The sequence below is a fragment of the Jiangella alkaliphila genome (assembly GCF_900105925.1).
GTDB classification, from domain to species: domain Bacteria; phylum Actinomycetota; class Actinomycetes; order Jiangellales; family Jiangellaceae; genus Jiangella; species Jiangella alkaliphila.
In genome coordinates this window covers 574,723-588,412 of the sequence record NZ_LT629791.1, presented here as the reverse complement: position 1 = coordinate 588,412, position 13,690 = coordinate 574,723, and the positions used below count along the sequence as shown (strand labels likewise).

The following is a 13,690-nucleotide window of genomic DNA, read 5'->3' as shown; positions in this document are numbered from 1 at the left end:
ATCGGGTCCCGCGGCCGGCTGCCGCAGTGGCCGGTGATGGGTTGGGTGCGGTGACGGTGGTTCGGCCCGAGCAGGGCGCGGACCGAACCACCGTCGACCGCGCGATAGCTGGTCCTGCCCGTCGACACGCGCCGAACATTGGAGTCGCCGGCCGGGCGAGCTCCTGCACAGCCACTCGTCCGGGCGTCTCGCACCGACGATGTCGAGGAGGCCTCCGGCCCCCTCTTACCGCCGGTCTCGCCCGGCCGGCAGACGGGCTGGGTATCCTGGGCACGCCCCAGTATCCCGCCGCGCGAGGAGCGTGCCCGTGGCCCGCGTCGTTGTCGACGTCATGCTCAAATCCGAGATTCTCGACCCGCAGGGCAAAGCCGTGCAGGGCGCGTTCGGCCGGCTCGGCTTCGAGGGAGTCGCCTCGGTCCGGCAGGGCAAGCGGTTCGAGATCGAGCTCGACAGCGAGGCGACGCCCGAGGCCGTCGCCGAGATCGAGCGCGCCGCTGCCACGCTGCTGGCCAACCCCGTCATCGAGGACTTCACCGTCCACGTGGAGGCCGGCGTCTGATGCGCATCGGCGTCGTCACGTTCCCCGGCTCCCTCGACGACCGCGACGCCGCCCGGGCCGTCCGGGTCGCCGGCGGCGAGGCGGTCTCGCTCTGGCACGGCGACGCCGACCTGCACGGCGTCGACGCCGTCGTGCTGCCGGGCGGCTTCTCCTACGGCGACTACCTGCGCTGCGGCGCCATCGCGCGGTTCGCGCCGGTCATGGAGCCGCTGGTCGACGCAGCGCGCGGCGGGCTGCCGGTGCTCGGCATCTGCAACGGCTTCCAGGTGCTGTGCGAGTCGCACCTGCTGCCCGGCGCGTTGATCCGCAACGACCACCGCAAGTTCGTCTGCCGCGACCAGCCGCTGCGGGTCGAGTCGACGTCGACGGCGTGGACGTCGGGCTACGCGGCCGGCCAGGAGATCGTCATCCCGCTGAAGAACGGCGAGGGCGGCTACGTCGCCGACCAGCGCACGCTCGACGAGCTCGAGGGCGAGGGCCGGGTCGTCGTCCGGTACGCCGGCGACAACCCCAACGGCTCCTACCGCGGCATCGCCGGCGTCACCAACGCCCGCGGCAACGTCGTCGGGCTGATGCCGCACCCCGAGCACGCGGTCGAGTCGCTCACCGGGCCGACCACCGACGGCCTCGGCTTCTTCACGTCTGTCCTGGAAGGACTGGTCCGTTCGTGATCGACACCGTCGAGCTGGCCGCGAAGACCCCCGACCAGCCGCAGCCCTGGGACGAGCTGGGGCTCAAGGCCGACGAGTACCAGCGCATCCGCGACATTCTCGCCCGCCGGCCCACCAACGCCGAGCTGGCCATGTACAGCGTCATGTGGTCCGAGCACTGCTCCTACAAGTCGTCCAAGGTGCACCTGCGCCAGTTCGGCGAGAAGGCGCCGCAGAGCGACGCGCTGCTGGTCGGCATCGGCCAGAACGCCGGCGTCGTCGACATCGGCCACGGCTACGCCGTCACCTTCAAGATCGAGTCGCACAACCACCCGTCCTACGTCGAGCCGTACCAGGGCGCGGCGACGGGTGTCGGCGGCATCGTCCGCGACATCCTCGCCATGGGCGCCCGGCCGGTCGCCGTCATGGACTCGCTGCGGTTCGGCCCGCTCGACGCGTCCGACACGCATCGCGTGCTGCCCGGCGTCGTGGCCGGGGTCGGCGGCTACGGCAACTGCCTCGGCCTGCCCAACATCGGCGGCGAGGTCGTCTTCGACCCGTCGTACGCGGCGAATCCGCTGGTCAACGCGCTGTGCGTCGGCGTCATGAAGCACGAGGACATCCACCTGGCCAACGCGACCGGCGTCGGCAACAAGGTCGTGCTGTTCGGCGCCCGCACCGGCGGCGACGGCATCGGCGGCGCGTCCATCCTGGCGTCGGAATCGTTCGATGATTCGAAGCCCAGCAAGCGCCCGGCGGTGCAGGTCGGCGACCCGTTCATGGAGAAGGTGCTCATCGAGTGCTGCCTCGAGCTGTTCGAGGCGAAGGTCGTCGAGGCGATCCAGGACCTCGGCGCGGCCGGCATCTCCTGCGCGACGTCCGAACTGGCCAGCAACGGCGACGGCGGCATGTACGTGCAGCTGGAGAAGGTGCTGCTGCGCGACCCGAGCCTGACGCCGGGCGAGATCATGATGTCCGAGTCGCAGGAACGCATGATGGGCGTCGTCACGCCCGAGAATCTCGACGCGTTCCTCGCCATCACCGCCCGGTGGGACGTCGAGACCGCGGTCATCGGCGAGGTGACCGGCACCGGCCGGTTGATCATCGACTGGCACGGCGAGACCATCGTCGACGTCGACCCGCGCACCGTCGCGCACGACGGCCCGGTGTACGAGCGGCCGTTCTCGCGCCCGGAGTGGCAGGACTCGCTGCAGGCGGCCGGCCCTGACTCGCTGGCCCGCCCGGCCGGCGGCGACGAGCTGCGCGGCACCCTACTGCGGCTGCTGGCGTCGCCGAACCTCGCGTCGAAGGCGTGGATCACCGACCAGTACGACCGCTACGTGCTCGGCAACACCGTGCTCGCGCAGCCCGAGGACGCCGGTGTACTGCGCATCGACGAGTCGACCGGGCTGGGCGTGGCCATCGCCACCGACGGCAACGGCCGCTACGCCAAGCTCGACCCGTACACCGGGGCGCAGCTGGCGCTGGCCGAGGCGTACCGCAACGTCGCCACCACCGGTGCCCGGCCGCTCGCCGTCACCGACGGCCTCAACTTCGGCTCGCCCGAGGACCCCGCCGTCATGTGGCAGTTCGCCGAGGCGATCCGCGGGCTGGCCGACGGCTGCCAGGCGCTCGGCACCCCGGTGACCGGCGGCAACGTGTCGCTGTACAACCAGACCGGCGACACCGCGATCCTGCCGACCGCGATCGTCGGCGTGCTGGGCGTGCTCGACGACGTCGCCCGGCGGACGCCGCAGGGGTTCCGGACGTCCGGCCAGGTGATCTACCTGCTCGGCGAGACGCGCGACGAGTTCGGCGGCTCCGAGTGGGCGTGGGCCGAGCACGAGCACCTGGGCGGGCTGCCGCCGTCGGTCGACCTCGCCGCCGAGCGTGAGCTGGCCGAGATCCTCGTCAACGCCTCACGCGACGGGCTGATCGACGCCGCGCACGACCTCTCCGACGGCGGGCTGGCGGTCGCGCTGACCGAGTCGGTGCTGCGCTACGGCGTCGGGGCGCGGGTGTGGGTGCCGGACGGCCTCGACCCGTTCGTGTTCCTGTTCTCCGAGTCGCAGGCGCGGGCCATCGTGTCGGTGCCGCGCTCGGAGGAGGTGCGCTTCACCGACATGTGCACGGCGCGGCGCTTCGGCCACCAGCGCATCGGCGTCGTCGACGACGGCGGGGTGCTCGACCTGCAGGGCCTGTTCACGGTGCCGGTCGACGAGCTGCGCACGGCTCACGAGTCGACGCTGTCCTCGGCGTTCGAGGGCTAGTTCGCCTTTCCCTTGCGGGACTCACTGGACTTCAGACCTCGCGGTCGGCATTTGGCTCGGCCTCCGCGGCGGTCCTTGCCGCCTCGATGCGGCTGGTGGTCAGCCGCGGCAGCGCGTAGATCACCATCACCACGTGCAGGGCCGCGGCGACCAGGAACGGCAGCCGCAGCGCCCACTCGCGGCTGAGCCAGACGTCGCCGGCGACGACCAGGACGCCGCCGAGCAACGTCCCGACCGAGAGGGCGCCCCAGCCGAAGAACCGATACACCGAGTTGACCCGGCCCAGCAGGTGGTCGGGGATGATCGTCTGTCGCATCGACACCGTGATGACGTTCCACAGCACGGTGAAGAAGCCCTCGAACACGAACACCACGTACACGATCACCGGCGACGACAGCAGGCCGATGGCGCCCAAGGTGCCGCCGAGCACGACCAGCGACACGATCAGTGACGGCCCCGGGCCGATCCGGGCGCTGACCCGGTGCGCGACCAGCGACCCGAGCACCGCACCCACCGCCACGCCGGAGAGCATGATGCCGAACTCCGTCGCGTTCAGGTGGAGGATCTCCTGCGCGAGCAGCACGTAGACCGCCATCGCGGCGGCGTTCAGGCCGTTCGCCGCGCCGAGCAGGAACGCCAGAGACCGCAGCAGGTGGTGGTCCCACAGCCACCGCACGCCCTCGCCGATCTCCGCCCGCCAGTTGATGCGGCCGCTGCTGACCTTGCCCTTCGGCGCGAACTGCCCGGCCAGCATGAACACCAGCGCCGCGGCGATGCCGAACGTGCCGGCGTTGATGAAGAACGGCAGCGCGAACGCCAGGCCGAGCAGCAGACCGGCCAGCGGCGGGCCGACGAAGTTGTTGAGGACGACCTCGGCGGCCCAAAGGCGGCCGTTCGCCTTCTCCAGGCGGTCCTTCTTGACGATCGACGGCAGCAGCGTCTGGGCGGTGTTGTCGCGAAGCACTTGGGCGGCGCCCAGCAGGAAGGCCATCAGGTAGAGCAGGCCGAGCAGCAGGCCGGCGTTGCCGGGTGGTTGCGCCGTGCCGTCGGCGATCTGGTCCGGTGTCGACAGGTCGGACTGCCACGCCAGCACGACGAACGCGAACGCGCCCATGACGGCGAACCGCGCCACGTCCATGACGGCGACCAGCTTGCGGCGGTCGAGGCGATCGCTGATGACCCCGGCCGGCAGCGAGAACAGCAGCCAAGGCAGGTAGGTGGACAGCGTGACGAGCGCGATCTGCAGCGGGTCGCGGGTGACGGCGGTGGCCAGCCACGGGATCGCCACCGCCGACAGGCCGTCGCCGAGGTTCGAGACGACCGACGCGCTCCAGAGCTTCCAGTAGTTGCGGCCCAGCCCGGTGGACTTCTCGTCCGTGGTCGTGGTCACTCGGCGACGTCCTTCTCGTCGTCGCCGGGGTCGGGCAGGTGCCCGCGGCCGGTCGGGTAGATGCCGACCAGCAGGCCGTACGTCACCTCGCCGCCACGTGGCTGGCGGACGAACTCGTCGAGCAACTCGATCAGCCGCTGCCGCCATTCCTCCGCCCGCTCGGCCGGGATGCGGGCGTATCGCGAGTTCGTCAGCATGGGGAGGTCCTGGTAGGCCTCGGGGATCTGCGTGATCTCCGCCGTCGCCTCCGCGAGCAGCCCCTTCGGCTCCAGCCCGATGCCGTCGAACGAGCTGCGATCCCAGTCGTGGTACAGGAACACGCGCGCCGTGCGGCCGTAGTAGCGGGCCTCGATGGCGCGGACCTGCTTGGTGCGCACGACGTGCACCAGCCCGGCGTACTCCAGCACCTTCAGGTGGTGCCCGACCGTCCCCTTCGGCTTGTCGAGCGCGACCGCCAGTTCCGACGTCGTGGCGGCGCGCTCGAGGAGCAGGTGCACGATCTTCATTCGGGTCGCGTCGAACAACGCCCGGTACTGCGCCGGCTCGGTGAGCTCGAGCTGCTCGGCCAGCTCATAGTCTGGAGTGGCGGACTGGTCGGCCATTCCCGTATGGTCGGTCAATCCCGACCATATTGTCAAGAGACATATTGACCTGCGTATTCGCTCGTCGGTTCGATCGGCGTGATGACGTCCACCAGCACGCCGTCAGGCGCCTCGACAATGAAGTGTCGCTGGCCGAACGCCTCGTTGCGAAGGTCCAATGCGACCCGAAGGCCGGCGGCCACCAGGCGCTCGTGCCACGCGTCGACGTCGGGGACCTCGACGTTGAGCAGCAGCCCGCGGGCCGGCTGCCGGAACCCGTCGGGGATGGTCGGGTGGCGGTGGTCGACGAGCGCCAGCTCGATGTGCTCGGCACTGGGGTGGCGCAGGCTGACGTACCAGTCGGCCTCGAACGTGAGCGTGAAGCCGAAGTGCTCGACGTAGAAGTCGCGCGCGGCGGCGACGTCGGTGCTGCCGAGGACCGGGTAGTAGCCCGTGATGGTCATGGGGGTGCTCCCTCGCTGATTTGGATACCTACCGTTGGTATGTGAGTCGTCAGGCTAGAATGCATACCGTCGGTATGTCAACGGGAGGTGCGGTGTCCCCGACCCAGCTCGAACGGCGGCAGGCCACGGTCCACGCCCTGCTCACCGAGGGGCGCCGGCAGTTCGCCGGCGACGGCTACGCCGCGGTGAGCCTCGCCGGCATCGTCGACGCGCTCGGGCTCACGAAGGGCGCGTTCTACCACCACTTCGCCAGCAAGGCCGCGCTCTTCCGTGCGGTCGTCGAGCAGGTCCAAGCCCAGGTCGCCGACCGGGTCGTCGCCGCGGCCGAGGCTCGACCCGACGCGTGGGGCCAGCTCACCGCCGGCTGCGAGGCGTTCCTCCGGGCCGGCGCCGACCCCGACGTCCAGCGCATCATGCTGATTGACGGCCCCGCTGTCCTCGGCTGGGACGACTGGCGCGCCCTCGACGACGCCTCGTCCGGCCGGCACCTGCGCGACGCCCTCCAGCCCGTCATCGACGACGGCGTCATCGCGCCGCAGCCGGTCGAGCCGCTCACCCATCTGCTCTCCGGCGCGATGAACGAGGCCGCCCTGTGGCTCGCCCGCTCCGACGACCCCCACGACCTCGACGACACCGTCGCCGCCCTGCTCTCCCTGCTCGACGCGCTGCGCCTACGCTGACGGCGGCACTGGACTCTCGACGGCGGTGGTCACCCAGGACTCGCCCTCGAACTCCTCAGCGACGGCGTCCATGATCAGCTCGTCGCATGGTGCGCCGAGCCAGTAGCCGGCCCGCCGCAGCCGGCCGGCGGCGCGGAAGCCGGCTTGCTCGTAGGCCGCGATGCCCGCTCGGTTCGGCTCGAGGACCTTCAGCCACACCATGCGCAGCGCGCCCAGATGGAACGCCCAGTCGAGCGTCAGCCGGGTCGCTTCGGCGGCGAACCCCTGGCCGCGTGCTTCAGGCGCCAGGACCACGGTGAACTCGGCCGTGCGCACGTACTGGTTGACGTCCAGCGTGGTCATGCCGACCGCGGTCAGGTCGTCGAGCCGGACGACCTCGAACTGGGGGTAGTGGTGGTTGGAACGCTGGCGTTCCCACCCCGCGTCGCGCACCTCCCACGACTGCGGAAACTGGTTGCCGTAGCCGAGGATCGTCCGGGGGTCGTTCTCCCAGCGGTGGTACTCGGGCAGCAGTTCGCGACGGGGCAGTGCGAGCCCGAGCCGCGAGCCGGACAGGAGGACATGCGGGCTGTTCATGCGAGTGGCGGTCCAATCCCGGGATCGTCTGACGCCGCACCGTCGGGCGTCCAGGTCTGGACGTAGGACGAGATGCCGGCGGGTTCCTCGATCGGGCGCCCGGCCCGATCCGTTATCCAAGCATGCATCCGTACGGGATCGACGGCGACCCCATGTCGCCACTCCGTGCGCCTGCCGAGGAGAGCGAGAAGGAGTGCGGCCGCGGCCGACTGCTCCAAGCACGCCCAGCGGACCGGAATGGCCGGAGCCAGCCAGCGCACCGCAAGGACGGCGTTTCTTGCCTGCTGGTCGGTGGCGAGCGGTAGCCGCCGACCGATGCATGCCAGCCGCACCATGCGGGAGAACTGACGGTGCTGGCGGCCGAACGCCTTGACCCCCATCGTCATCAGCACGGCCGGCAGCGCTGCCAGGCGCCACAGCGGTGGCGACCATGCGGGGTCGAGGAGCACGACGGATGCCTCCTGGGTTCCCCACGACGGACCCGCGCCTGGATGTCGTACAACAGCCATCTCGGGGTTCGTGGCGGAGTGCGGCGGCGCGAGCGTGGTGTGCCCCGTGTGGTAGTCGACCGTGACGTGCGCATGTGGGAGGACGACCGTGACCGTTGTTCGCTCATCCATCGAGATCACTTCAACCCGAGTGTGGTGGTCCACGAGATTCCAGGCCGGCGCTGGATCGCCTCCAACCACATCGCTGCGTCGAGAGTCGGCATCAGGGTGGCCCACATGGCGTCGACCCCCAGGGCGGCTCTTCTGATCGCCGAACCGAGGAGCGAGGGTTCGATCAGACCGAGGTCGGCCAGGTGCCCGGAGGTCAGATCGAGGACGCGCCGCAAGTTGAGTCGCAGACCGCGATGGAAGTCGCCGGCGAACGTGCCCTTGGTGGATCGACGACGATGCTGCTGCGGCAACAGATCGCCCGTGGCATCGGCAAGCATCGGCTTGTACCGGCGGGTGGAGTATCGCATCCATGGTGGTGCCGAGGTCACCGCATCCAGAACCGTGCCGTCGAAGTACGGGTTGTGCAGATCCACACCGAGCCGGTCGGCGAGTTGGCGGTCGGCGTGCGCGGCACGCGCCACGCTGCGAACTCCATGAATGAGCAAGGCATCGGGGTCGGCTTCGGCCCGGTGCCTGGTGGCGGTCGCGTTGCGTACCCAGGACGGCCGGGCATTCCACGGCTGGGTTAGCTGCTGGGCATCACCCCTGACTGCGGCGGCGACAACGCCCCAAGGGCTGACGCTTCGTAGGCGTGCCCAACCATGGGCATCGCGCCAGAGGCGAACGATCCTGCCCCGGTGGGCCAGCAGCGTCAGATGCGAAGGGGGAGGAAGGAAGAGATTGTCGCCGCCGTCGCCGGTCAGGTGGCAGGTCGAGCCGGCAGCCTCGGCCATTCGGAGCTGGGCCGAGAAGAACGCCCAGGACGCGGACGACGGTGCCGGCTCGTCTGACGGTGGCAGGCGGTCTGCTGATCGGCCGAACGGCAACTGATCGGTCGGCATCGGCAGCAACGCCTGGGTCACGTTCGTGTCTGTGAACGCTCGCGCATAGTCCAGGTCGCCGCCCTCGTCGCGACCCTCGGGGTGCACGGTCATCGCGAGCACGCGACCGTATCGCGCCGCGATCGCGGCGATGGTCGTCGAGTCCATCCCGGCCAGATCCACGGATACCTTCGGCGCATTCATTCGAGCCTTGACTCCACCGAGCAACGAGCGCCGGACGAGGGTGACCGCATCGTCATACTGGCGTCGGGTGGGTGACCACCAACCTCTGGTCGCCGCAATGCGCCCGGCGGCGAGGGTGATCTGATGCCCCGGCGGAACGGGGGCGACGTCTGCCCATGCGCTGCGATCTCGAGGCATCGAGTCCTTGTCCGCCAAGTAAGAGGACAGCCACTCCCGGTCGATTCGGCACCCAGTCAAGGACGACAAGGCCAGCGAACTGGAACCCCAGACGATTCCGCTGGGTGTCTGCGCCAGGTACAGGGGACACGCGCCGACGGGATCGGTGACCAGGTCGAGCGTGCCGTTCCCCGGCAGTCGCGCCACCACGAAGGAGCCGGCCCAGTCGCTGCACGCTGCCGGGAGATCGCGTGACCTGGCGGCTCGGAGCAGCGAGCTCTGGTCTGCAGAACACGCACCGAACACCGCGAGTCGAGCTTCTGCGTCGGTGACGACGCGAAGCGTCTGGCCAGGCCAGCCACCCATCGTCCATACGGGTGGGCTGTCCCAGATCAGGTCTGCGTCGCATGGGAGCGGCAGGTGATCTCCCGGAGCGCAGCCGCCGAACCAGCGCATTTCCGGCCCTTCCTGGGTGGGTGACAGCGGTCACGGCCCATCGCCGTGACCGCTGTCAGCGAGTCAGTCGTACGGGCGTTGTTTGGCCTCGATGCTCTTCTCCGCTCCGCCCTTCGTCAGGGCGGTTGCATCGCCGAGAGCGATCGCAGCGTCCGGGTTGCTGTCTTGTTCCGCCGAGCCCGGGTAGTGGTCGCGGTCTGCCATCTGGCACCTCCCTTCGCCGCCAGTCTCGTGTGACTTGCCCGGGGTCTGTGTCGCTGACCTGGGCGTCAGTCAACTTGGAAATACAAGCTACGCCAGGGTAGAGTCACTTGGAAATACAAGTCAAGCCCTGGTGATGGAGTCGTGCCGGTTCGGCTCAGGAGCTACTCAGGCGCCAGCCGTAGGCCGGAGTGTGTCCAGCGCACGAGGACTGGTTCATGTTCGAGCTGTCGACCGGTGGCGGGGTCGATCCTGAATCGGCCGAAGAGGGTCGACGTCGCCAAGCTGGTCGCGACGTCCCACGCCGCCTGCCGACTGGACGTGCCGGCCGTGCGCACACAATGCGTGGCAAGGGCGACGGTCGCGGCGGCCTGGACGGCTGGATAGCTGGGCATCGAGCCGAACCGCGAGACGTATCGCGCGATGAATTCGTCCTCTGAGGGGCCGAGTCCGGGCTGCGGCGAGCTTCCCGGGAACCACTGCCCGACGCCGAATATGTCCACGACGTTGCGGACCTCATCGGCGAAGTCGTGCACGCCGGCCGCCACCGAGCAGATCGTGCGGGGAGGTTTGCGTAGCTGTTGAGCACGACGAACGATCTCCACGTCGGCTTCGAACGTGCCGGCCGAGAAAAGATCCCAGGGGACTGACGTGAGCTCCGGCATGAGGTGCTGCGCTTCGAGGTGCTCTGCTTCGAGCTCGTGGAGACCTGCCTCAGCGAGTGCTCCCGCTGCGACTTGGCGCGCGAAGCTGCCTTTGCCGGTGATGATGCGGAGCGGAGCCGGCGTCGTGCGACGGCGCAGCCACCTTAGGAACGGGCCGCTGTAGTGTCGCGTCGGGGTGGGTACGGAAATGATGTGACCCGGGTGCGATTCTTCGATGTCATCGCCTGAGCCGCCATGGTTCCACAAGAGCCAGTCGTGCTCCGCGGCAAGGTTGCTCGCGGTTCGCATCAGTTGTGTCGAGTAGGGGCCGAGAAGAACATCGCATCGGCCGGCAAGACGTCGTATGCCGGCGGTCAACGCCTGCGGATCGCTCTGATCATCCTCGATGAGCACCTCGATGTCGTCGAAGGACGTCATGATCGTCAGAGCCTGTGCCGCCTGGGAACCGAAACGCTCGTATCTGCCGGTGAGTGAAAGGCATGCGCCAACCGTGATCGACGTGACGTTGGGCGTATCGGTTCCAATCACCGCATCGCCACCTCGTATCGGAACTCGTGCCGATCAGCTGCGGCGATCGTCTCCTGAACCTCGACAGGCTCGTCGGTGGCATCGAAGATCGTCCGGACGACGCGAACCACGGGCTCACCTGGCGGAAGAGTCAACGCAGCGATCTCGGCGGCCGTCGGCATTCGGGCGACGAGCTCATCGACAGATCGTGCGATGGAGCGCTTGATCGGGCCCTCGGGATCCTCGATGACCGCATGCGCTCCGCCTTTGATCAGGCGCATCTCACTGATCGCTGTCCCTGCGGCGATGGCCGCGGGGTAGAAGCTGTTGCAGAGGGCTATCGGCTGGTCGTCGACGATGAACAGCCGACGACGCACCACGACGAGTTCGCCGGGGTCGAGATCGAGACGTAAGGCGATCTCGGCGTCGGCTGGAACGCTGGTGACCTCAAGGAGTTGTTGGCTGGCCGTCTGGCCCTGCTCTGCGGCCTGGGCGTTGAATCCGGGCTGGCCGGCGCTGCGATGCCGTCGATAGTTCGTTCCTTCCAGTCGAAAGCGCACATGCGGCTTCCGGCGGACGAACGCGCCGCGTCCTTGCTCGGTGACGACCAGTCCGTCGCTGCGCAGGACGGCAATCGCACGCCTGACTGTCGGTCGACTCGTCTTGTACCTATGTGCCAGATCGTTCTCCGACGGCAATTGCTCGCCGGCTTCCAGGCGCCCGGAGAGTATCTCCGTCCGGAGGTCATCGACGATCCTCCGGTAAGGAAAGCTGCTGCCGGCCGACTGGGACACCACTTGATATTACAAGTTCGGATCGGCAGCACCATGACCGCGTGCACCTAGATATCTGGCGTGCCCGACGGGGTCCGGAGCGCTCGACCTACGTCTGGCCACGGGTAGCCTGCCGGGGTGGCGAAGCGGATGGACCCGGCGACGGCGTGGGCGGCGTACCGGAGCGGCCATGAGGCGCTGCGCGGCTGGCTGGCGGCGCTGCCGGCCGAGCACTGGACCGGCCCGAGTGTGCTGCCCGGCTGGACCGTCGCGGACCTGGCGGCGCACATCGCGCTGGTGGCCGACTCGGTGACGGCGACGGCGGCGGCGCCGCGAGGTGAGCCGGCGCGCAGCCTCAGCGAGTACCTGTCGACGTACGCGGCGGTGGCCGCGGACCTCTCGGATCGCACGCTGGCGATTTCAACCCGAGCAGGGCACGACAAGGACGGCATCCTCGCCGCCATCGACGCGCGCTACCAGGCCGCCGCGGACATCGTCGACGAGCGGGGGCTGGACGACATGGTGCTGACGACGCGGCGGGTGCCGGCGCGGCAGGCCGACTACCTGCTGACCCGGGTGATCGAGATCGCGGTGCACGCCGACGACCTCGCGCGCTCCGTCCCGGACGCCGACCCGCCGGCGCTCCCGCGCGACACCACCCGGCTCGCCGTCCGCACCCTCCTCGACGTGCTGGCCGAGCGTGCGCCCGGCCGCAGCGTCGAGGTGCGGGTCGCCCCGTTCGCGGCGGTCCAGTGCATCGAGGGGCCGCGCCACACCCGCGGCACGCCCCCGAACACCGTCGACCTCACGCCGGCGCTGTGGCTGCGGTTGGCCGGCGGCCGCACCACCTGGGCCGACGGGGTCTCTGCCGGCGCCGTCCTGGCCAGCGGGCAGCGCGCCGACCTCTCGTCGTACCTGCCGTTGCTCTAGGGCCGGCCGCGCCTGTCTTCTGCGCAGCTTACGGATTGCGATCCGGACGAGCGTTCGGTAAGATCATTTGTAGAAGTCACGCCGCCACCGGGAGCGGCTGCAAGGGGTTCCCGGGCGTTGAAGAGGGCATCACGCCAGGTGTCCCGCCTCGTCCACGGTCGCAGCCGTCAGTGTGTCTGCGGTCGTCCCACCCCAGCCTGCCATGGGCCAACGCGGGTGGTGTGCGCTCGAACGTAGGGGCGCGTTTCCTCGTGGACGGGAGGGATCAGGCGTGTGCGAATCGATCGATCGGCTGGCGGTGGTCCGGCCCGGGCCAGAATTGGGCGTCGCGTTGGCGGCCGTGGACCCTGCGACGCTGTCCGCGCACGAGCTGGTCGTGGTGGCGGTGGCGAGGCAGCGACAGCTGGCGCACGAGGAAGCGGCGCAACTGCGGGTGTTCGCCGAGCTGGCGGCCCGCCCGGAATACCAGCGCTGCGACGCCCCGGACGACCTGGCTGCGGGGCACGTGCATCGGGCGGTCCAAGCTGCCGGCGACGAGGTGTCCCTGGCCACGCGCTGGACGCCGGGCCGGGCGACCGGACAGGTCGCGCTGGCGGTCGAGCTGCTCCAGGAACTCCCGGACACCTTCGAAGCGCTCGAGGCGGGCCGTATCGACGCGGACAAGGCGCGGCTGATCGCCGAGCGCACCCGCTGCCTGCCCGACACCGACTTGCGCCACCGGGTGGAGACGGCCGTCCTGCCCGTGGCCGAGGGCCGGACCCGGTGGGTCCTGGACCAGCGGCTGCGCAGCGAGGTCATCACCGCGGACCCTGCCGGCGCCGAAGACCGCCGCAGGCAGGCCGCTGACCGCCGCTGCGTCGGCCGGCCCGAGCCCGGTTCGCCCGGCGGCGACGACGGCACGGCGACCATGACGCTGTACGGACCGGCCGAAGACGTCATCGCGCTGTGGGTGGCCACCGATGCCGCCGCCCGCCACGCCCGCTGCGCCGGCGACGACCGCGGCCTGGACCAGCTGCGCTTCGACCTGCTCACCGGCCTGGCCTGGACCGCGCTGGAGTCCGGCCACCTCGGCTGCTGCAACCCCAGCTGCAACCCCACCTGCACCACCGCTGCGGCCCCGCCACCGGCCGGCGCCAACGCCAACGGCG

14 protein-coding genes and 1 pseudogene are annotated in these 13,690 nt (G+C 69.8%); 6 read left to right on the top strand and 9 right to left on the bottom strand.

Going from position 1 to position 13,690, the window contains the following annotated elements; translation table 11 throughout:
- Positions 1-307 precede the first annotated feature (307 nt).
- The 3 genes from purS to purL are packed head-to-tail and all read left to right on the top strand — an operon-like array spanning position 308 to position 3,479.
- Positions 308-559 (top strand): phosphoribosylformylglycinamidine synthase subunit PurS, encoded by a 252-nt coding sequence (gene purS / locus BLV05_RS02700; RefSeq protein WP_046766566.1) that lies wholly within the window; start codon positions 308-310, stop codon positions 557-559.
- Positions 559-1,230 (top strand): phosphoribosylformylglycinamidine synthase subunit PurQ, encoded by a 672-nt coding sequence (purQ, locus tag BLV05_RS02695; protein WP_046766567.1) that lies wholly within the window; start codon positions 559-561, stop codon positions 1,228-1,230. The genes purS and purQ overlap by 1 nt, the downstream gene beginning before the upstream one ends.
- The gene (purL, locus tag BLV05_RS02690) at positions 1,227-3,479 is read left to right on the top strand and encodes a phosphoribosylformylglycinamidine synthase subunit PurL (RefSeq protein WP_046766568.1); all 2,253 of its coding nucleotides are present in this window, start codon (positions 1,227-1,229) and stop codon (positions 3,477-3,479) included. The genes purQ and purL overlap by 4 nt, the downstream gene beginning before the upstream one ends.
- Positions 3,480-3,510: 31 nt before the next feature.
- Here the strand turns inward: purL and BLV05_RS02685 are convergent, their stop codons facing one another.
- The 3 genes from BLV05_RS02685 to BLV05_RS02675 are packed head-to-tail and all read right to left on the bottom strand — an operon-like array spanning position 3,511 to position 5,914.
- Positions 3,511-4,869: an MFS transporter gene (locus BLV05_RS02685; RefSeq protein ID WP_052762041.1), complete on the bottom strand. Its 1,359-nt coding sequence runs from the start codon at positions 4,867-4,869 to the stop codon at positions 3,511-3,513.
- Positions 4,866-5,471 carry an ArsR/SmtB family transcription factor gene (locus BLV05_RS02680; RefSeq protein WP_046766569.1) on the bottom strand — a complete coding sequence of 202 codons (606 nt, stop codon included), beginning with the start codon at positions 5,469-5,471 and terminating at the stop codon, positions 4,866-4,868. Before BLV05_RS02680 ends, BLV05_RS02685 begins: the two co-directional genes overlap by 4 nt.
- Before the next feature lie 32 nt (positions 5,472-5,503).
- Positions 5,504-5,914, bottom strand: a complete 411-nt coding sequence (locus BLV05_RS02675; RefSeq protein WP_046766570.1) for a VOC family protein — start codon at positions 5,912-5,914, stop codon at positions 5,504-5,506.
- Positions 5,915-5,988: 74 nt separating this feature from the next.
- On the opposite strand from BLV05_RS02675, the gene BLV05_RS02670 reads away from it, so the two are divergent.
- Positions 5,989-6,594, top strand: coding sequence for a TetR/AcrR family transcriptional regulator (locus BLV05_RS02670; protein ID WP_046766571.1), 606 nt, complete (start codon positions 5,989-5,991; stop codon positions 6,592-6,594).
- Here the strand turns inward: BLV05_RS02670 and BLV05_RS02665 are convergent.
- The 6 genes from BLV05_RS02665 to BLV05_RS02645 form a co-directional block, all read right to left on the bottom strand.
- Positions 6,586-7,170, bottom strand: a complete 585-nt coding sequence (locus BLV05_RS02665; protein WP_046766572.1) for a GNAT family N-acetyltransferase — start codon at positions 7,168-7,170, stop codon at positions 6,586-6,588. The genes BLV05_RS02670 and BLV05_RS02665 overlap by 9 nt on opposite strands.
- Positions 7,167-7,823 (bottom strand): lasso peptide biosynthesis B2 protein, encoded by a 657-nt coding sequence (locus tag BLV05_RS02660; protein ID WP_197683512.1) that lies wholly within the window; start codon positions 7,821-7,823, stop codon positions 7,167-7,169. Before BLV05_RS02660 ends, BLV05_RS02665 begins: the two co-directional genes overlap by 4 nt.
- Positions 7,796-9,466: an albusnodin/ikarugamycin family macrolactam cyclase gene (locus BLV05_RS02655; RefSeq protein WP_082154881.1), complete on the bottom strand. Its 1,671-nt coding sequence runs from the start codon at positions 9,464-9,466 to the stop codon at positions 7,796-7,798. The genes BLV05_RS02660 and BLV05_RS02655 overlap by 28 nt, the downstream gene beginning before the upstream one ends.
- Positions 9,467-9,529: 63 nt before the next feature.
- Positions 9,530-9,670, bottom strand: a complete 141-nt coding sequence (locus BLV05_RS35470; RefSeq protein WP_152690526.1) for an albusnodin family lasso peptide — start codon at positions 9,668-9,670, stop codon at positions 9,530-9,532.
- A 161-nt stretch (positions 9,671-9,831) separates the two neighbouring features.
- Positions 9,832-10,860, bottom strand: a complete 1,029-nt coding sequence (locus BLV05_RS02650; protein WP_160312699.1) for a type 1 periplasmic-binding domain-containing protein — start codon at positions 10,858-10,860, stop codon at positions 9,832-9,834.
- On the bottom strand, positions 10,857-11,633 hold the full coding sequence (locus BLV05_RS02645; protein ID WP_160312700.1) for a GntR family transcriptional regulator: 777 nt from the start codon (positions 11,631-11,633) through the stop codon (positions 10,857-10,859). Before BLV05_RS02645 ends, BLV05_RS02650 begins: the two co-directional genes overlap by 4 nt.
- A 117-nt stretch (positions 11,634-11,750) precedes the next feature.
- Here BLV05_RS02645 and BLV05_RS02640 point away from each other — a divergent pair, with 117 nt between their 5' ends.
- Both BLV05_RS02640 and BLV05_RS38475 read left to right on the top strand, forming a co-directional pair.
- The gene (locus tag BLV05_RS02640) at positions 11,751-12,542 is read left to right on the top strand and encodes a sterol carrier family protein (RefSeq protein WP_052762044.1); all 792 of its coding nucleotides are present in this window, start codon (positions 11,751-11,753) and stop codon (positions 12,540-12,542) included.
- 202 nt (positions 12,543-12,744) lie between these two features.
- A pseudogene (locus BLV05_RS38475) lies at positions 12,745-13,563 on the top strand (DUF222 domain-containing protein); the annotation flags it as partial.
- Positions 13,564-13,690: the final 127 nt, after the last annotated feature.